The sequence below is a fragment of the Rhizobium sp. 11_C7_N12_5 genome (assembly GCF_051811145.1).
Classification (GTDB): domain Bacteria; phylum Pseudomonadota; class Alphaproteobacteria; order Rhizobiales; family Rhizobiaceae; genus Rhizobium; species Rhizobium lusitanum.
Genome location: NZ_JBPWPY010000002.1, coordinates 1,219,296 through 1,237,254, shown reverse-complemented (window position 1 = coordinate 1,237,254; position 17,959 = coordinate 1,219,296). Strand labels below are relative to the sequence as shown.

Genomic DNA, 17,959 nt, shown 5'->3' with positions numbered 1-17,959 from the left:
CCATCCTTTCGTCAGAGCAGGGGCCGCTCGGCGGCGCGTGCCGGCCAGACGGCAATCGGTTTTGATTGTCCCTTCAATGAGATGGAGAGACGGGTGAAACTATTGATCGAGGTGTAAAGACCGAAAAACCGGTCGAGAACGCTGCCAAAGAGATAGGCCGAAGGCCGGTCGATCGCCGCGGGATCGAATTCCAGCCGGATATCGGTGCCGGGAACCATGCCGCCACTGCCTAGACGGGTCATCGAGCTCTTCGCTTCGATCCGCACCAGGGCATCGGCAAGCTGTCTGGTCTCGCGGCTGTCGCGGAAAGCATAGAGCGAAAAGATGTCCTTCAGCGCGGCCCCGTCATTGTCGAAAATGGAGAGATGGTTGAGCTGCAGATGCGACATGAGCCGCCAGTTGCGGCCTTGCTGCTCGTTCATCCGCACGGAAGGGGTGGGGGCCATCAGGGCCTCGACGGCGCCCACCGCTTCGCTACCGGAGGCAAGCTGCAGATAGGGATGGCCGCCGCCGAACGGCAGTTGTTCCGGCAGTTCGCGATTGAGGCAGAGCGCGTCAATGCTGGCGATCTTGTCTACAGGCCCACTGGGGCGGTGTGCGCGATCCACGAAGGCAATTTCCATGTCCGAGGTGCCGTCATCGGCATCGAAACGGCGAGCGCATTGCCAGAACAGCGACGAGGCTCCACCCTTCAGGCTGCGGCCGAAGAAGGGCTGGCAATGCTCCTCCTCGCCGGCGCGTCCGGACACGAGCACTCTGTCGATCGCATAGATCTCGCGCGTCTTCTGCCGTCTGGCGTCCGGCAGGACACGGTATTCGGTGCGCGTGCCGTCAAGCGCGATCGGCTCGCAGGTCTGGAGGAACAGATTGACCACCGGCGTCGCGTTGAGAACGAAATCGCGTGCCGAGATCGTCCGCTCCAGCTTTGCGCTGGTTTCGTCGAGATAAATGAAGATCTCCAGCGTTTGTCCTTGCCAGGCTTTCAGGCCGACAATGTCGATGAAGAGGAACTTCTGCGGCAGCGCGAAAAATTCGGTCAGCAACCGGTAGCCGGCAAAGCTTGAGGCGGGATAGGGCAGTATGGCTTCGTCCGGTTCGAATCCGACCGGCCGCAGCGCCCAGGCCGGCAGCATCACGGGGGCCCGATCATCCGCATGATGCGCAAGTGCGATGCCGAGGGTGTGGTTGACGAGAAGCTCGTGGATGGCGACCGCCTGCTGCCAGGACGAGCCGATGTGCAGCCGGAGCCGATCAAGGCCGATTTCGCTCAACGGCTTGTTGGTGTCGCGCGCGCGGATCGACAAACGCAGGCAACCGGCAGCACCGGCATGCGGCGAGGGCGGCGCGCTGATCGGATGGCCCGCCAGCGAAGCTGAGACGATCTCGATCGGCGCAACCTCGGTATCCTGGGTGGTGCGAAAGCGGCAGCTCTCGCCGCCGATCGGCTCGGCGAAGATTTCCGTGTGACGCGGAACAGTCTGAACCGAGGCAAGCGTGTTGCTCGGCGCAAAGCGCACGATGCTCATCGAGGGTAGTGGCGCCAGATAATGCGGGTAGAGCGTTTCGAGCAGGCCGTCGGTCAGTTCCGGAAACTCGTCGTCGAGTTTCTGACGCACGCGAGCGGCCGAATAGGCAAAACTCTGGATCAGCCGCTCGACATGGGGATCATCGGCGACTTCGCCCGTCAGGCGCAGACGGCCGGCGATTTTCGGAAAGGCGTCTGCGAAACGCGCAGCACGGCGGCGGATGGCGGCGAGTTCGTCATTGTATCGCTGCAGGAAGCCGTCAGCCATTGCCGGCCTCCACAAGGAAACGCTGCGTCGACGGATCGATCGTCGATTCAAAGCTGATCGGCGGCATGCCCTCATGCACCCGGAATGTCGCCTGGATGCGCATGCGCAAGGCGCGTTCGCCGTTGCCGCGGCTCTTCAGGATGCTCACGCGCACGTCGGAAAGGCGCGTCTCGAAAAGGGCGATCCGCCGCTCGATCAGGCGGGCAAGACGGCTCTTGGCTTCATCCGTGACGAGGTTTGCCGACACCATGCCATCGACGCCGAAGGATACCAGCGCATCGCCGAGTTCCTCATAGATCGAAGGCGGTGCGGTCGGGCAGCGTCGGGTGTTGAGCAGCGCTTCCAGATCGCGGCGGATGCATTCGCGCAGCTCGCGCAATTGCTCGGCCGCCGTCTGCGGCGCGTCCTGCAATCGATCCGGGTTCTCGTCGATCAGCCGATCGATGATCGATCTGGCGACGATCCTTTCCCGGGGCCTGTAGCGTTCGAGAGGGTCAACCATGGGCGGCGCGCCTCGTTTCGTCGGCGTTGCGGGACACGGCTTCCAGCATCTCGAGGTCATGGAAGGAGACGAGGTCGTCGCCGGCCAGAAAGCACTTCTGGCCGCGGCCGGTGGTGATGCCCGTGGGCTCCTCGATCCATTCTGTTTCGCGGCCGAGCAGCAGCTTTGCCCCTGTCGTTCCGTGATAGATTGCGGGCAGGAGAACTGTCGCGATGGCGCCATCGGCAAGCTCCAGTTCTGCCACACGGAAGGCGAGATCGCGTGGGCGCGATATGGGTTCGAGGCGAACGGCGGCGATCCTGGAAAAATCGATCCAGAGATAGGCTCCGCCGGTCATGATCGCTTCGAGCGCATGCGGAATTCGGTCGTCGAGATCGCGGAAATCCGAAACCGGCTGGCCGTTCCAGCTCATCGGCCGTTCGCCCCTGAGCTCCTCGAAGGATTGAAGTGCTGCTGCCGTTTCCGGAGAGCCGTCGCGATGTGCAACCGCCACCTTCAGTGCCGCCTGGTCGAGCCAGGTCGGGCCATTCGGGAAATCCGGGGTAGCTGCCTCATCGAACCAGGCAGACCGCGCTGCCATCGCCCGCAGCTGATTGCGCAGCAAGGCAAAGCCCATCGTGTCTTCCGGAGCGAAGGTGGCGGCGAGATTGCACTGAGCTTCCGCGCGCGCATAGTCGCCGGCAAGGATCAGCAGGTCGATGAAGAGATGTCTGGCGTCCTTATCGCCCGGCGCCACCTTCAAATGCGCCTTCGCCTGCTCGATCGCATTCTCGAGTGCATTTTCGCGGAGTGCTTCGGCGATCTTGGCGGAGAGAGTCATGCGGACATCCTTTGCGGCGCGTTTGCGGGGCGGGAGGGCGCCTGGGTCGAATTCGCTACCTCCGCGATGAGATGGAAACTTGTCGACACGTCGTCGAGCTGGAAATGCGGCTGCAGCCGCACCGTGCAGGCAAACATGCCCGGCTTGCCGGGAATCTCGTCGACCGTGATGCCGGCCGAGCGCAATGGGAAGCGGATGCGCAACGGCACGTCGGCATCGTCGTTGCCGAGGGTGTAGCTGGAGAGCCAGTCATTGAGCTTGCGCTCGATCGAGACTGTGTCGGCAAGCCGGCCGATCTCGTCGCGCATGATGACCTTGAGATAATGCGAGAAGCGGGAGGCGCAGAGCACATATTGCAGCATGGCGGCGATGCGGGCGTTCTGCCGCGCCTGCTCACTCGAATAATGCGGCGGCGCATGCAGCGACTGATTGGAATTGAAGATCACCGAGGAGGAAAGATAGGTGGTTGCGACCGGCACGAGGCCGAGCTCGCAGAGTTGCTGCTCCTGGGTATTGGTCAGGCGTATTTCGACCGGCGCCTGTTGCGAAAGCCCGTGACTTTCGGTCCCGAGATCATAGGGCGCCAGCTCCTGCGGGCTCAGCAAGCCGCCATCGACCGCATCCTGGGTCACACCGCGAATATCGGCGAACCATCCGGATTCGATGAAGTTGCGAATGACGATCATTGCAAAGGCAAAGGCGCCATTGCCCCACAGCAGGGTGCTGCCGTCGGCGGCAATGTTTTCGCGGAACGGAAATTGATCGTCGCGTTCGCGTGCGAACGCTTCGTAGGGCGAGCGCATCAGGATTCGCGGCGCGACAAGTCCCAGAAAACGCGAGTCTTCCCGCGCGCGAAGCCCGTTCCAGCGAATGCGGGTGGGATCATAGGCGAGCCAGGAGAAATCCTGGACCCGGTTCAATTCGTTGAAGTGCTGCAGGCCGATCGCCTGCGGCGAAGCAGCCGCGACGAATGGGCAAAAGGCGGCGGCGGCGGCCATGCCGATCTGGGTCAGAGCGCCGATCGTATCGCCGCCGCTTGGATCCTGGGGCGACAGTTCGTAGTCGCCGATCAACAGGCCGAAGGGCTCGCCGCCGGGCATGCCGAATTCGCGGCTGTAAACCAGCTCGAAGAGATGGCTCTGATCGAAATCGGTCGTGCGCTCGAGATGGCGCGACAGCTGTGCCCAGCTGACGCTTAGGAGCTTGATTTTCACGTCATCCGATTGCCCGGTGTGGTGCACCAGCATGGCAAGCCCGCGCCACCGTGCTTCCATCGCCTGGAACTCGGGATGGTGCAGGATAGCGTTGACCTGCCGGTTAAGGGCATCGTCGATCATGGCGATCACGCGATGCACCTGACGGGGCCAGGCGGCTCTCGATTCCATCGTCGTCGCGATCATCTTGGTTGACTGAAGGCGCGCGGCGGGATGACCGCCGCGCGGTCTCCCCCTAGTTCTTGCTCGGAATACGGGCGACCATTCGCAGCGAGGTGGTCAATTCCTCCATCTGAAGCCAGGGTCGCATCCAGGCAACGGCGTTGTAGGAGCCGGGCTTGCCCGGAACCTCCTGGACCGTCACCTTCGCATCGCGCAATGGATACTTGGCGCGCGATTCCTCACCTGCGTCGTCGTTGGCGTTGACGTAGTTGGAGATCCAGCGATTGAGCCAGTTTTCGCAGTCCTCGGCTTCCATGAAGGAACCGATCTTGTCGCGGCCCATCACCTTGAGATAATGCGCGAAACGCGACGTCGCCATCATGTAGGGCAGGCGAGCGGAAACCGCCGCGTTGGCTGTCGCTTCCGGCTTGTCGTAGAGCTTCGGCTTATGCGTGGTCTGCGCACCGAAGAATACGGCATAGTCGGTGTTTTTGTAGTGGCAGAGCGGCAGGAAGCCGAGCTTGCCGAGCTCCGCGTCACGACGGTCGGTGATGCCGACTTCGGTCGGGCACTTGAGATCGAGGTCGCCGTCGTCGCTCGAGAAGATATGCATGGGCAGGTTCTCGACCTTGCCGCCGTTTTCGGCGCCGCGGATGGCCGTGCACCAGCCGCTCTGGGCAAAAGCGTCCGTCAGCCGCGTGCCCATCACGTAGGACGCGTTCATCCAGCAATAGGAATTGTGCTCGAGTTCGCCGGTCGTGGAATGCTCTGTCTCGTCGAAGCCGAATTCGTCGATCGGGTTGGTCTTCGGCCCGTAGGGCATGCGGGCAAGGACACGGGGGAGCGCAAGCGTGACGAAGCGCGAATCCTCGCTGTCGCGCAGGCTGCGCCACTTCGCATATTCCACCGTCTCGAAGATCTTTTCGAGATCGCGCGGACGGGCAAGCTCACGATAGTCGTCGAAGCCGAACATGCGGGGGCTTGCCGCTGAAATGAAAGGGGCAAAAGCGGCTGCGGCGATCGATGAGATGGCCTGCAGCGTCTGCACGTCGTCGAAGGAATTGTCGAATTCGTAGTCGCCGATGATCGCACCCATGGGCTCGCCGCCCGGTGTGCCGAATTCGTCTTCGTAGATCGACTTGAAGAGCCGCGACTGATCGAATTCCACGGCCTTTGCCAGATCCTTCGAGACGTCGCGTTTCGATGCGTTGAGCACGCGGATCTTCAGATTGACGCTGGTTTCGCTATTCTTGACCAGATAGTGCAGCCCGCGCCAGCTGCCCTCCAGCTTGGCGAACTCAGGCGATTGCATGATGGCCGCGAGCTGCCGGGAGATCTTGCGATCGAGTTCGGCAATGGCGTTGTTGAGAGTGACCGTCAGGTTGCGGTCGTAGGTGACGGTGCCCTTCAAGGCCTGGTCGGTCAGCGTCCTCAGGAGGTCCTGGGCGCGATCGGGTTCGGTTTGCCGGGTTGCTGAAACGATCTGCGTCAGCAGATCCTCCTCGGGCGCAAACTCGGCCTCTTTGGTCTTCAACTGGCTTTCAGCGCTCATTTTTCGATCCTTACGGAAAATGCGGCGATATCGGTGAAGCTTGTGCGCCCGCCGCTATCGGCTGCTTGAAACAGGATTGGCCGATCCGCTCCGCGGACCGCCGATTGCTATCAGCTTGCTGCCGGCTTTTCGTGGGCGCCAAGTTCGGACATCAGCTTCGAAAGATCCGCCTTGTTTTGCAGGACCTCTTCGAGCAGCCGCTCCAGCTCTTCCGAACGGTCCGCCTTGCTCATCAGGTCGCGAAGCTGGTTGCGGGCGTCGAGTAGGGCCTTTAGCGCGGGGACCTGATTGACGACGGAACCGGGTTCGAAATCCGTCATGCTCTCGAACTTCAGCGAGACGGCAATATCCGAGCCGTTGCCTTCGAGCGTGTTTTCGACCGTGATGTTCAGACCGGGGGTCATGCGGCGCATCACGTCGTCGAAATTGTCCCGGTCTATCTGGACGAACTTGCGCTCGCCGAACGGCTTCAGAGGCTGGGTCGGATTGCCTGAGAAATCGCCGAGCACGCCGACGACAAAGGGCAGTTCCTTCACGACCATGGCGCCTTCGGTCTCCACTTCGTACTTGATGTGGACCCTCGGCTTGCGCACTCGCTCTAGTTTTTCATGAACACTCGCCATAAGCTTCTCCTTCAATCCCAAGCGGCAAAATTCGCTTTTCACATGTGGCGCAACTCGATTTTGGAAAGGGCGGGTTGCAAAAAGTTGTGTGGCAGGTTGTACCGGTCACCCGCTCTTGTTGGATTTCGGCTGAATTCCGGCGGCCGTCAGCACGGCGTTTCGAGCCTGCTGCTCCGGCAGCAATTCGGCCAATAGTTCCGAGAAATCCATACGCCCACGCCGCACCATCGTCTCGATCGCCATCGAGATCGGCGAATGCGGCTCGGTGCGACGGAAGTAGCGCGCAACGGCGAGCAACAGCTCGAATGCCTCCTCGCGCGAGCCAATCGATTCGGCGCTCAAGGGCCGGGCACGCGGCTGAGCCGGTTCGTTCGTCCCTTCCGGCGCTTGCGGCACGACCGCGGCTTCGACTGTCTGGGCTTCGATGCCGGCAAGCGTGCGAAGCGCTGATGCGGCCTCAAGCAGGACATTGTGCGTGTTGGAGCTTGGTGGCGCCTTCGCCCCGCAGCGCTCGTTCACGATGGAGACGAGCCGCTCGAAGGCAGCGATGCAGCCGTTGACATGTTCGAGATGGGCACTCATCGCCGACGTGCCGGCTTCTATTACCGCCTGGTTCAGTTCCTCGCGTCGCCTGGTCTCGTTGGGTCGTTGCGAAAGCTGGAAATCCCAGAGCGAAAACTGGCCGAATTTCACGCCGGGCACGAGCGCTGTCAGCCTGATCGCCTGGATGATCGTGCCTTCGCCGCCGACCCCATTCAGCCCCGCCAAGGGCGCAAGACGCTCTTCTATGTCGTCCTCGCCGACCGAATGAAATTTCTCCCAATGCTTGTCTAAAAGCGACGCTATCGCCTGGTAGACATCCTTCAATCCCTCGAAACCGCGAAGACGTAGTTCTGCTTCCGCCAGCCACGCTAATACTTCGAGGTCCTTACTTTTTGAAGAAACAATCTGCAATCCAAGATTGCTGACGTCTGACCAAGCAGGTGAAAGGCTAATATTCTCACCAGGTGATATACCTCGTTCAGTAGCCCGAGCCTGGTTCCTTGCGTCTTTTATTCTATAGTATATTTCACGTGTAGAAGTATTGATGCGTATGTTTTCTCCACATGGCGCATCTTTGTCAAATTGAGTCTCTATGTCACGAACATTGAGCAGGGGATTAACTCCACATTTCCAACTACATCGCCTAAGAGCAAGATAGTTATGTCGATATATTTCGTTGTCAACTGTGTATATTCTGTAACGGATTTGTGACGATGCCAAATCGGAGGGCTTCGCAAAAATTAATGTTTGCGGGCTGGACACAATTGGATAACCGCCCTAGTTGTTCTCGCGGCATGGAGGATGCACTTAGTTTAGAAACCTAAGGAGGAAATTTCCACGTGTTCAACATCGATCTCAATCGTCTGATCAGAACGCTTGAGCCCGAATTGCGTGTGGGTCTTGAGGCTGCAGCGTCTCTCGCTGCGCGCGATCGGCACGCCAACGTGGATGTCGCACATTGGATACGTGCGCTGCTCGACGTATCTAAAGTTTGCTCGTTTTTTGAAGGGCTTAACGTATCTTCACACGCTCTGCGAGCCGAGCTTGATACCGCCATCGCGGAGCTGCCGCGGGACGGCGGGACAGCACTGGTGCTATCCCAACAGCTGCTTGCGCTGATGCGAGAAGCTTGGCTTGTTGCCTCGCTTCAATGTGGCCGGCACAGCATCGCCCTGGCCGACCTCCTCACCGCGCTGACCGACGATCAATCGCTGCGAATCATGGCCCGCGGCATGGCGCCTTCGCTGCGAAATCTCGACCGCAACGCGCTCGAAAAGCGGTTGAGTGCTGTATCGTCGACCGCTGGTGCAGCTTCATCGACGCCACATTCCGAGCCGATTCCTAGTGCCGGCGAGAACGAATTTCTGCGCCTTTACACCCGTGACATGACGGCCGATGCCAAGCTTGGCCGCATAGATCCCGTCATCGGACGCGACCGCGAACTCCGTCAGGTGATCGACATCCTGATGCGACGCAGACAGAACAATCCGATCCTGGTCGGCGAGGCCGGCGTCGGCAAGACGGCGGTCGCCGAGGCGCTGGCACTTGAGATTGCCGCCGGCAGCGTGCCGGACATGCTGAAGTCGGTTCGAATTTTGCTGCTGGATCTCAGCCTGCTGCAGGCTGGAGCGGGCGTGAAGGGGGAGTTCGAACGCCGCCTGCACGGTGTCGTTGCCGCGGTGCGGGCTTCAGCGGAGCCGATCATTCTGTTCATCGACGAGGCCCATGGCTTGATCGGCGCCGGCGGTCAGGCCGGGCAGGGCGACGCCGCCAACATCCTGAAGCCGGCACTGGCGCGCGGGGAGCTGAGAACGATCGCGGCAACGACCTGGAGCGAATACAAGCGCCACATCGAGAAGGATGCGGCGCTGACGCGACGTTTCCAGGTTGTTCAGGTGCTCGAGCCCGATGAGGAGACGGCTATCCGCATGCTGCGAGGCGTCGTCGACAGCTTCAAGGCTCATCACAAGGTTCGCATTCGCGACGAGGCGCTGGCCGCCGCCGTTCGCCTTTCGGCGCGCTACATCCCTGCGCGACAGCTGCCGGATAAGGCGATCAGCCTCATCGATACGGCTGCTGCTGCCGTATCCCTGGCTCGACAAACTGTCCCCGAGGCATTGAAAGGCCTGCGCTACGAGCAGGAGATGCTGGAAGCCGAGGTCGATGCGCTTTCTGCTGAGTCGCCCGCGCCCGAGCTCAACGCCCGCCTGGCCGTCATCGAGAACGAGAAACGTGAAGTAATCGCCGAGATCGAGCGGCTGCAGACCAAGCTTGACGAGGAGATCCGGCTATCGAAGGAGGCTGACCGAATTGAAGCCTTGCTAAAAGATGCCGGCGCGCAGCCGACCGAAGACGAGACGCCCGTGCGTGGCGACAATGTCGCGCTTTTCCCGCCCCATGGCTCGTCCCCGGAAACCATTCGTGCGGCGCTGGCGCAGGCGGAACGCAATCTCGCCGACTTTGCCGGAGAGATGCCCCTGGTTCCCCGGGTTGTCGACAAGGAAGTCATCGCCGGCATCGTCGCGCGCTGGACCGGTATTCCGGTCGGGAAGCTTCTGTCGGATCAGGTCGAGACGGTCAAGACGCTGGATGCCAGGCTCAAGGAGCGCGTCCTCGGCCAGGATGCCGCGATCGAGCGGATTTCGGCCGCCATGCGCTCCGCCCGTGCCGGACTTTCCGATCCGCGCCGCCCGCCCGCCGTCTTCCTGTTTGTCGGCATGTCGGGAACCGGCAAGACCGAAACGGCGCTATCGCTGGCCGATCTTCTTTATGGGGGCAGCCAATATCTGACGACCATCAACATGTCGGAGTTCAAGGAAGAGCATAAGGTTTCGCTGCTGCTCGGATCGCCGCCCGGCTATGTCGGCTATGGCGAGGGCGGGGTGCTTACCGAAGCCGTGCGCCGCCGCCCCTATGGCGTCTTGCTTCTGGACGAGATCGACAAGGCCCATCCCGGCGTCCAGGAAGTGTTCTACCAGGTGTTCGACAAGGGAACGCTCCGCGACGGCGAAGGCCGCGATATCGATTTCAAGAACACCACCATCGTCATGACTGCCAATACCGGCTCGGAATTGCTGGCGGCGTTTGCCTCCGATCCGGAGACGATGCCCGAGGGCGAAGCGTTGGAAGCCCTGCTGCTTCCAGAACTGCAGAAACATTTCAAGCCCGCTTTCGTCGGCCGTACAACGGTTCTGCCCTTCCTGCCGCTGAATGGCGCGACGCTGAGCGGCATCGTCGACATCCAGATCGGTCGCATTCGCGATCGCGTCGCGGCATCGTACGGCACATCGGTTTCACTGTCGGCAGAGGCCCGAGAGGCGTTGGTCGCCCGCGCCAAGGCGAGCGAAATGGGCGCCCGCGCCATCGAGACCATGATCGGACGCGATCTTCTGCCCGAATTGTCGACCTTCTTTCTCGATGCCGTTGCGGCGGGATGCAAGGTCGCCGGCATCACCATCAGTTTTGGCGATCACCGGTTCCTCATCGAGGAAAATCCGGTGGACGACAATGAATTCGCTGGCCGCAAAACAGGCGGCACGGCGAATGAGGCAGCCCCGGACGAGAACCATGTCCGGATGCGGCATTAGACGGAAAGGTAACCCGCCTTGCAGCGACAAGGCGAATTCAATCCCAACAGGAGAGCTGAGAGCATGCCGATTTATCTGCAAATCGACGGAATTCAGGGCGATGCCACCCACGAACAGCACAAGAAGTGGATGGATATCGAAGTCATCCACTGGAACGTTTCACGCAACATGAAAACGTCGGCCGGTTCGGCAGCGAACCGTGAAGCTTCCGAGCCCACCGTTTCGGAAGTGATCCTGACCAAGGTCAGCGATTCCTCGTCGACCAAACTGTTCCAGGAAGCATGCTCGGGCCGCACCGGCAAGCAGGCCGTGATCCATCTGGTAACGACCGGCAACCCGGGCGATACCTATATCGAATACACGCTCACCAATACGCTGATCGCCAGCTATTCGGTCGATTCCAATGGCGATCGCCCGGTCGAAACGATCAAGCTCAACTTTACCAAGATGGAAGTGAAGTACACGCCTTACGACGACTCGCAGTCGCCGCAGTCGCCGATGATCGCTTCCTACGACCTGGCAACGACCAAGGCTGCCTAACGATAGCACCGTTTTCCGGCGCGTTGCGATTAGACGCGCCGGAACCGTGTTCGATGCTAAATCGCCGCTGCGGCTGCGATTTGCACGTTTTTGACAACGTTTTTCATCGAGGTCGCCATGGTAGATTTTTCCGTTTCATCACCGGCACTGCAAATGGAGCCGGTGAGGCAGACCGACCTTCCGCCAATGAGGCGTGCAGGCCGCGGTCCTTCCTATGATTACTTCTCCTATCCCAGTGGTCCGCGCGAATTCGCCGCCCGGAACCAGGCCATGGGTGCCGCTGCATCTCTCTTTCGGATGTTTTCCGAAAAAGCCAATGAAATGTCGCTGACGCACTGGTTGCAGCGATGGCTGCGCAACAACGAAGCCAACATCATCCGGGAGATGGACACCAACCATCATTCCGTGTTCGTTGCCCAGTTCAACTATTCCGTCACCGACGGCGAGACCCGGGCCTATATGGCGCGAGGCGCCTATCTGCTCGGCACGGTCGCTTCACGCGCCGAGATCGGCAAGATCCTGACGCCGGAAGTGCTTTACGGCCCCGGCATGCACGAGACCTTGCCGAACGGCACGCTGTTTCAGATGGCCTATCTCGTCGGCGGCCGCAAGCAGGTGCTCGGTAGCGCCGGCAAGGCGGGTGCAGCGAGCTCACGGGTAGGATGACGCACAGATGAACGACCAGCCTTCGGCCAATGATTTCATCCAGGCGACTCGAAATCTCAGGGTCGTCTCGCCGCTTGGTACGGACCAGCTCCTGCCGGAGCGGGTGACGATAACGGAAGGCGTATCCTCGCTTTTCGATATCCGGCTTTCCGTGCGCGCCAAGCGGGAAGTCATCCAGCCGGAGGACTTGATCGGCCGCCTGGTGGATATCTCTATCGAAGTCCAGCAGTCCGAAGATGGCGGCGACGGCGTTCGCCGTCCCTTCAACGGTCTGGTGACCTCTCTTCAGGAGGGGCCTCCAATCACGCGCGGGCTGCGCTCCTATTCAATGGTCTTGAAGCCGCAAATGTGGCTGCTGTCGCAGCGCTCGGACTGCCGCATATGGATGGACAAGACCAGCATCGACATCGTCGAAACGCTGTTTTCCGAGCATGGCATTCCGGCACCCGACGTCTCCGGCGTGCTCACGACACCGCCGCCACAGCACTATTCGGTGCAATGGAGCGAGACCGATCTGGACTATCTGACCCGCCGTTTTGAAGAGGACGGCCTGTTCTACTGGTTTTCCCATGAGAATGGCAGCCACCGGCTGCATGTCGCGGATGGCGCGAACTCATGGGCCGGACCATCGCCATCAGCGCAGGGTGAGAGCAGGGTGCGTCTCGCTCAGGGGTCGACCGACCGCAACCATATCAATGAATGGATGAAGCATTACGCTTATATCCCCGGTCAACGGGCTGGCGCCGACTGGAACTTCGAAACCCCGCAGATCGTGCCGGGCACCACCACGCCTTCGCTGGTGCAGATGCCGGGGGCGATGAAGCGCGAGCTCTACGAATATCCCGCTCGCATCGCCTCTGTCTCGGAGGCCGAGCGGGCGCAGAAGCTTCGCATGCAGGCGAGCGAGGCCGACCACAATCGCGTCGTCGGGCGTTCGACATCGCGGATACTGGAGGCGGGCCGGCGGTTTACACCCTATGAGGTTGCCCATCCCGAACATGTCTACGAGGAGCACGTGATCATCCGCGCGACCCACGTCGCCGTCGATCCCTCCTACGAAACCAACATGGATCAGCCGGAATATACCAACGAGTTCGAGGCGGTGCCGTCACGCGTGCCGATGACGCCCCATCGCAAGACCGAGCGGCCGCGCATCCGCGGCACGCAGGTCGCCATCGTCGCCGGTCCCGACGGCGAGGAGATCCATCCGGACCAATATGGCCGCATCAAACTCTGGTACCCTTGGGATCGAAAGGCAAAGAAGGACGGATCGGACACCTGTTGGGTGCGTGTCGCCCAGAACTGGGCGGGCGGCTCCTGGGGCGGCCAGGTTATTCCGCGCATCGGCATGGAAGTCATGGTCGCCTTCATCGACGGCGATCCGGACAGGCCGCTGGTGACGGGCGTCGTGCCGAACCCGAGCAATGGCGTGCCCTACGACCTGCCGGGCAACAAGACCCGCATGGTCATGCGCTCCAACACGCACAAGGGCACCGGCTTCAACGAAATGACCTTCGAGGATGATGCCGGCCGCGAGAACATGTTCTTCCACGCCCAGAAGGACCAGACGACACGCATCCGCAACGACCGCACCAAACGCGTCGACCGCCACGAAGTCGCCTCCATCGGCGGCAACCGTGCGGTCGAGGTCAGCGGCAATCAGAAGCATGAGATCGGCGGATCGGTTAATACGGTGGTCGGTGGTACAGGCCCGATGGCGGTGGCCTTGATGGGAGCGGTGCAAGGGCTTTCGGGACAGACGGCCGGGCTACTTTCCCAGGCAGGTCAGATCGCCGGCGGAGGCGGAGCCGGCCTTGCCGCATTTGCCGGTACGCTGGCGTCCTCTGCCCTTGGCTTCTTAAGTGCCGGCGGCCTTGGCAGCCGTGAAGGTGTCGTCTCTGGCCCTAGTCCGCGTGCCGATGCAGGTACGGCGCTGGCGGGATCGGGAAGTGGTGTTGGAAGCGCCGCGTCGGATCTTTTCCCGTTACCGGGGATCATGAATACCATTGTCGGCTCTTTCAAGTCGGATACTGTCGGTGTTGCCCGCGTTGAGCAGATTGGCGTGAGCAAGGTCACGAATGTCGGTCAGACATCGCTCGAAAAGGTCGGTAAATTCAAGAAGGTAATCGTCGGCGAAGAGTTCGTCATCGAATGCGGTGCTTCGAAGTTCATCATGCGTCAGGACGGCACGGTCATCATTCTGGGGACGCATTTCAACTTCACGGCATCCGGACCGACACAGATCAACGGCAAGGTCGTCGATCTCAATAAGCCAGGCGGCGGCTTTGCCGAGGCATCGCCGACCTCGTCGGATACGACGGCGCAGGGCTGACGCGCTGATGTCGGTCGATAATCGCACGCCCTTTCCCTCGCTCGCTTTTCGCCAGTACAACCTGGCGGGCGATCTGCTTGGTGTCGTTGTCGCCAGAGGCACGTTCAAGCTGGCGAATGGTGGTCCGCTGGTCATGGCTGATGTCCAGCGGCCACTAGTCATGTCGGATGCCTATGACGGCGATCCGCACCAGACGCCGCAAATGGCCTGCACGGATCTGGCACCGTTCAAGCCGGGCACGGACGTAACCTTCATCGGTGCCGCCTTTGCTCCGGACGGTGTGGCAGCTTCTTCGTGGATATGCGGCCTCAAAGTCGGTCCCGTTCAGAAACGACTGCGCGTCCACGGACCACGTTTCTGGCGTGCGAAGACCCGCAAGACCTGGCGCGGGCTGGTCGACAAGAAGAAAGAGGATGCCCTTGACGGCTGGGAGTTGACCGCGGGCGACGCCGTAACCCATGTCCCAATCGATTGGCGGTTTGCGTTCGGTGGGCGGCTCGAGGACGGCGAGGCAGTCGAACGGAATCCGGTGGGGGTTGGACTTGTCAACGAGGATCAATTCTTCGAAAGACCAGAATGGCCGGCGCCGCAGATCGAGGACGCGGAAGCGCCCATTCGCTCTGTCAATGATAGGCCAGCGCCGGCGGGCCTTGGTCCGCTTTCGCCATTCTGGGAGGATCGGATCCAGAAAGCCGGTACCTATGACGACGCCTGGCTGAACGATCGGCATCCGCTGCTTCCGCGCGACTTCGATTTTTCCTTCTGGCAGGCGGCGCATCCCGACCTGGTGGCGGATCCCTGGCTACGGGGTGACGAGCCTTTCGAACTAGATCACCTTTTGCCGGGACTGGGGATGTTTCGCGGTCGTCTCCCCAACATCCGGCTGGAGGCTACGATCGATCGAGGCATGGGGCCGGCGCGGGGTCCCATGGTGCTCGACGGTGTCCACTTCGACATGCGGCCCGGTGTCGGGCGTGTTTTCCTGACGTGGCGAATTGGTTTCCCCTGGCCGGAGCGCCGCGGCCTGCCGCGTCTTGCCTTCGCAAGTTCCGTCGAAGGAGTGGCGTGATGGGCGAGAGGCAATTTCCAGACCCAATTTATGATGGGGACTTTGCCGCTCTTTATGGCCTCCCTCCCGATACCAAAATCATCGGCCCCCCGATGTCTGGCACGTTGCTTACAAAGACGCCGGACGGCAGCAGCCCCATGCTCAAATATGACGGGCCTTGGCCACCTCCCAAGAAGGAGGCGGCGAAGCCTGTGGAGCAGACACGCCCCACCGCCGCTGTTCCGCCGCCACCGGAGCTTATTCCAGATGACAGCAGTGCAATTGCGATTTGCTTGTCGCCGGATGTCTGCAAATCGCCAACTGCACCCGTGCCATACATGGTATGGGGCAAGGCTGATGATAAACAGAACTATTCTCCGGACGTGAGATCCAATGGCGATGTCATCAAGCGTTCCGATTCACGTTTCACGGCTACATACGGGGACCAACCTGGTACGGGCCTAGGCGTGAAATCAGGCACGGTGGGAAATGTCGTAACGCCAGTCACATCATCCAACATCGTTCGAGCAAATGGCGTTCCGGTGCAACGTCACACCGATCGTTGCACATTGAATAACGGCAACTGCCCTGGGGAGTATGTCAATGTGAAATCCACGGCGATGGATATGCCACCCGACGGTAACGATGCCCAGGACAGGAGTTGGTGGGATGCCGCGAAAGACACGGGTGGCGATTTCTGGAAGGGGATGACGGCAACATCGGGCACGGCGTCCAGCGGCGAGGGAATATTCAACAAGGTTGGCGAATGGTGGAACGACCCATCTCAGATCGGCCGGGACGCTCAATCCGCCTATGATAGCATTCCGACCGGCTCGGAGATCTGGCAGGGCACGAAGAATATTGCCGGCGGCGCAGCGCATGTGGCTGGTGAGGTGTGGAACGATCCGGTTGGCAGCGCAAAGGCGACGGGCGGCTGGGCGAAGGATCAAGCCGTCGGGGCTTGGCATGGCGTTGAGGCGGGCTACGAGAAGCACGGCGTTGCCGGTGCGGTCGGTGCGGTCGCTGGCATCGCGGTTGAGATCGTCAACCCATTGAAAAAGCTGAAGATGCTCGAGAGAGCCGCCGAGGTTGCGGAAGAACTTGGCGATCTGAAAAAGGCCGAGAAACTTAGGAAAGAAGCAGAGGAAATCAGGGAAAAGGAAAAGCAGGCGGAGCGCGCGCGCGAGGCGAAGGAAGAGGGGAAGGACGGCGCGCGAAGTACGCGCATCCATCACGTGGATTGCTTCGAAGCACCTCCTGGCATTGATCTTGCGGAATATGATCGTCAGCTTGACGAGCAAATGAAGACGATCAACGATATGACCGCTGATGATATGGCTTATTCCCACTGGGTGCTTGATAAGGCAGGAGGTACCGACGCCCTTAGGCAACCTTATGCACAGACCCAGCATCGAAATGAATACAAACAAATGTTAAAAGATAAGGGCTGGTCTGACGTGGATATTAAGAATCATATGCAGGGACTTCACGCTACTCACTTTCTTGATATGGTCGCGGGTGGTAATCCGACAGTATTTTCTAGAGATGCGGCTGGCAATCCGATACTTGGGGCGGGTGACGTAAATTCTCACATTGGAAGCAGCTGGACTCAGAAGGGGCGCGCCGCCTCATTGGGAGAAGAGGCAGAACGTATGCGCCGCAGTGGTCGAGCCGCTGAAAAGATGCATGTCGAGTTGAAGAGGTGTAAATAGATCATGCCGGCAATTCATGAAAATTTTCAATATGCCTTGGACGAGTATGGTCCAGTCAGACAAATCCGGCGCGCATCGAACGCGGAACTTTCGGAGTTGCATCGGATGCTGCCGCAGGTAGTGGTCGATTTTATCAAGGAAAAGGGCTTCTGCTCTTTTCACAATGGTCTATTTACCATGTGCAATCCGGAGGAGATGCGGGCGGTCACTGCGCTGGTATTCGGTGCCGACGACGATTTTCACCATCGGGATTGCCACGTCTTCGGCTACACTGCTTTCGGTGTTCTTTATTGTTGGTCAGACAAGCTCTACAATTTTCGGATAGAGTTGCCCCTGAATGTCATTTATTGCAGAGCTCTTACAACATCGGAAAACTGGCCGCCCAAAGCGAGTGCGGAGCATATTGCGTCGGGCATGATTCCGGATGAAGAAGAGGCAGATTTCCTGGATGTTGCCGGTACTCCGATGTTTGCAGCATGCCAACACGCCTACGGCGCAAACGAGACAAGCGAATGCTATGGTTTCTTCCCTGCTTTAGCGATTGCCGGCGCTTTCGGCCCAGCGCAAAGCGTAGAGCACATTAGGCGAGTGAAGGCACTTGAGCATTTCACCTTCCTTGCCCAGTTACAGCGCTTCTATCTTACCAAACCTGTTTCAGGCGGGCTGCAGGCGGTGCGGCCGATTGGCTAGTTGAGCGTCGGCAGCTTACCTTTCGCCAGTGCTGCTTGATACGTATCAGAGCTCAATATGAGATTGCTAAATCTGGTCATCCATTGTGATTCTTCTGAAGTTTCCTTGGACCCCTCGATTCGCAGCGGAGAGATCGCGGATCATAATCGCTGGAAGACTACGTGAAATGACGCCA

General features: G+C 60.2%; 14 protein-coding genes. 7 read left to right on the top strand and 7 right to left on the bottom strand.

Features of this window, described 5'->3' with window-relative positions; all coding sequences use genetic code 11:
* Positions 1–11: 11 nt before the first annotated feature.
* The 7 genes from tssF to tssA form a co-directional block, all read right to left on the bottom strand.
* Positions 12–1,793, bottom strand: a complete 1,782-nt coding sequence (gene tssF / locus AB8B29_RS24840; protein ID WP_113119571.1) for a type VI secretion system baseplate subunit TssF — start codon at positions 1,791–1,793, stop codon at positions 12–14.
* Positions 1,786–2,295 carry a type VI secretion system baseplate subunit TssE gene (gene tssE, locus AB8B29_RS24835; protein ID WP_113119570.1) on the bottom strand — a complete coding sequence of 170 codons (510 nt, stop codon included), beginning with the start codon at positions 2,293–2,295 and terminating at the stop codon, positions 1,786–1,788. Before tssE ends, tssF begins: the two co-directional genes overlap by 8 nt.
* Entirely contained in the window at positions 2,288–3,115 is an 828-nt protein-coding gene (locus tag AB8B29_RS24830; protein ID WP_113119569.1) for a type VI secretion system accessory protein TagJ, read from the bottom strand. The genes tssE and AB8B29_RS24830 overlap by 8 nt, the downstream gene beginning before the upstream one ends.
* Positions 3,112–4,500: a type VI secretion system contractile sheath large subunit gene (gene tssC, locus AB8B29_RS24825; RefSeq protein ID WP_092575021.1), complete on the bottom strand. Its 1,389-nt coding sequence runs from the start codon at positions 4,498–4,500 to the stop codon at positions 3,112–3,114. Before tssC (AB8B29_RS24825) ends, AB8B29_RS24830 begins: the two co-directional genes overlap by 4 nt.
* 64 nt (positions 4,501–4,564) lie before the next feature.
* The gene (gene tssC, locus AB8B29_RS24820) at positions 4,565–6,043 is read right to left on the bottom strand and encodes a type VI secretion system contractile sheath large subunit (RefSeq protein ID WP_037199572.1); all 1,479 of its coding nucleotides are present in this window, start codon (positions 6,041–6,043) and stop codon (positions 4,565–4,567) included.
* A 110-nt stretch (positions 6,044–6,153) separates the two neighbouring features.
* Complete coding sequence (gene tssB, locus AB8B29_RS24815; RefSeq protein WP_034511320.1) at positions 6,154–6,666, bottom strand: type VI secretion system contractile sheath small subunit; 513 nt, start codon at positions 6,664–6,666, stop codon at positions 6,154–6,156.
* Positions 6,667–6,771: 105 nt separating this feature from the next.
* A complete protein-coding gene (gene tssA / locus AB8B29_RS24810) occupies positions 6,772–7,761 on the bottom strand; it encodes a type VI secretion system protein TssA (protein ID WP_439006918.1) in 990 nt (329 codons plus the stop codon).
* 287 nt (positions 7,762–8,048) lie between these two features.
* Here tssA and tssH point away from each other — a divergent pair, with 287 nt between their 5' ends.
* The 7 genes from tssH to AB8B29_RS24775 all read left to right on the top strand — a co-directional run bounded on the left by tssH (position 8,049) and on the right by AB8B29_RS24775 (position 17,784).
* Positions 8,049–10,796 carry a type VI secretion system ATPase TssH gene (tssH, locus tag AB8B29_RS24805; RefSeq protein ID WP_092574932.1) on the top strand — a complete coding sequence of 916 codons (2,748 nt, stop codon included), beginning with the start codon at positions 8,049–8,051 and terminating at the stop codon, positions 10,794–10,796.
* Between the two features lie 63 nt (positions 10,797–10,859).
* Complete coding sequence (locus AB8B29_RS24800; RefSeq protein ID WP_034511314.1) at positions 10,860–11,336, top strand: Hcp family type VI secretion system effector; 477 nt, start codon at positions 10,860–10,862, stop codon at positions 11,334–11,336.
* Positions 11,337–11,453: 117 nt separating this feature from the next.
* Positions 11,454–12,002, top strand: coding sequence for a hypothetical protein (locus AB8B29_RS24795; protein WP_092574930.1), 549 nt, complete (start codon positions 11,454–11,456; stop codon positions 12,000–12,002).
* Positions 12,003–12,009: 7 nt separating this feature from the next.
* Positions 12,010–14,334 carry a type VI secretion system tip protein TssI/VgrG gene (gene tssI, locus AB8B29_RS24790; RefSeq protein WP_092574929.1) on the top strand — a complete coding sequence of 775 codons (2,325 nt, stop codon included), beginning with the start codon at positions 12,010–12,012 and terminating at the stop codon, positions 14,332–14,334.
* Between the two features lie 7 nt (positions 14,335–14,341).
* Positions 14,342–15,403: a DUF2169 family type VI secretion system accessory protein gene (locus AB8B29_RS24785; protein ID WP_439006767.1), complete on the top strand. Its 1,062-nt coding sequence runs from the start codon at positions 14,342–14,344 to the stop codon at positions 15,401–15,403.
* On the top strand, positions 15,403–17,094 hold the full coding sequence (locus AB8B29_RS24780; RefSeq protein WP_092574926.1) for a PAAR-like domain-containing protein: 1,692 nt from the start codon (positions 15,403–15,405) through the stop codon (positions 17,092–17,094). The genes AB8B29_RS24785 and AB8B29_RS24780 overlap by 1 nt, the downstream gene beginning before the upstream one ends.
* A 3-nt stretch (positions 17,095–17,097) precedes the next feature.
* Positions 17,098–17,784 (top strand): GAD-like domain-containing protein, encoded by a 687-nt coding sequence (locus AB8B29_RS24775; protein WP_092574924.1) that lies wholly within the window; start codon positions 17,098–17,100, stop codon positions 17,782–17,784.
* The last annotated feature ends 175 nt before the right edge of the window (positions 17,785–17,959 follow it).

What these genes read in the sequence shown, in the direction of transcription:
- AB8B29_RS24785 (WP_439006767.1), top strand. Translation starts at nt 14,342, where the DNA reads ATGTCGGTCGATAATCGCACGCCCTTTCCCTCGCTCGCTTTTCGCCAG.
- tssI (WP_092574929.1), top strand. Translation starts at nt 12,010, where the DNA reads ATGAACGACCAGCCTTCGGCCAATGATTTCATCCAGGCGACTCGAAAT.
- AB8B29_RS24795 (WP_092574930.1), top strand. Translation starts at nt 11,454, where the DNA reads ATGGTAGATTTTTCCGTTTCATCACCGGCACTGCAAATGGAGCCGGTG.
- AB8B29_RS24830 (WP_113119569.1), bottom strand. Translation starts at nt 3,115, where the DNA reads ATGACTCTCTCCGCCAAGATCGCCGAAGCACTCCGCGAAAATGCACTC.
- tssC (WP_037199572.1), bottom strand. Translation starts at nt 6,043, where the DNA reads ATGAGCGCTGAAAGCCAGTTGAAGACCAAAGAGGCCGAGTTTGCGCCC.
- tssB (WP_034511320.1), bottom strand. Translation starts at nt 6,666, where the DNA reads ATGGCGAGTGTTCATGAAAAACTAGAGCGAGTGCGCAAGCCGAGGGTC.
- tssC (WP_092575021.1), bottom strand. Translation starts at nt 4,500, where the DNA reads ATGGAATCGAGAGCCGCCTGGCCCCGTCAGGTGCATCGCGTGATCGCC.
- tssF (WP_113119571.1), bottom strand. Translation starts at nt 1,793, where the DNA reads ATGGCTGACGGCTTCCTGCAGCGATACAATGACGAACTCGCCGCCATC.
- AB8B29_RS24775 (WP_092574924.1), top strand. Translation starts at nt 17,098, where the DNA reads ATGCCGGCAATTCATGAAAATTTTCAATATGCCTTGGACGAGTATGGT.
- tssE (WP_113119570.1), bottom strand. Translation starts at nt 2,295, where the DNA reads ATGGTTGACCCTCTCGAACGCTACAGGCCCCGGGAAAGGATCGTCGCC.
- AB8B29_RS24780 (WP_092574926.1), top strand. Translation starts at nt 15,403, where the DNA reads ATGGGCGAGAGGCAATTTCCAGACCCAATTTATGATGGGGACTTTGCC.
- AB8B29_RS24800 (WP_034511314.1), top strand. Translation starts at nt 10,860, where the DNA reads ATGCCGATTTATCTGCAAATCGACGGAATTCAGGGCGATGCCACCCAC.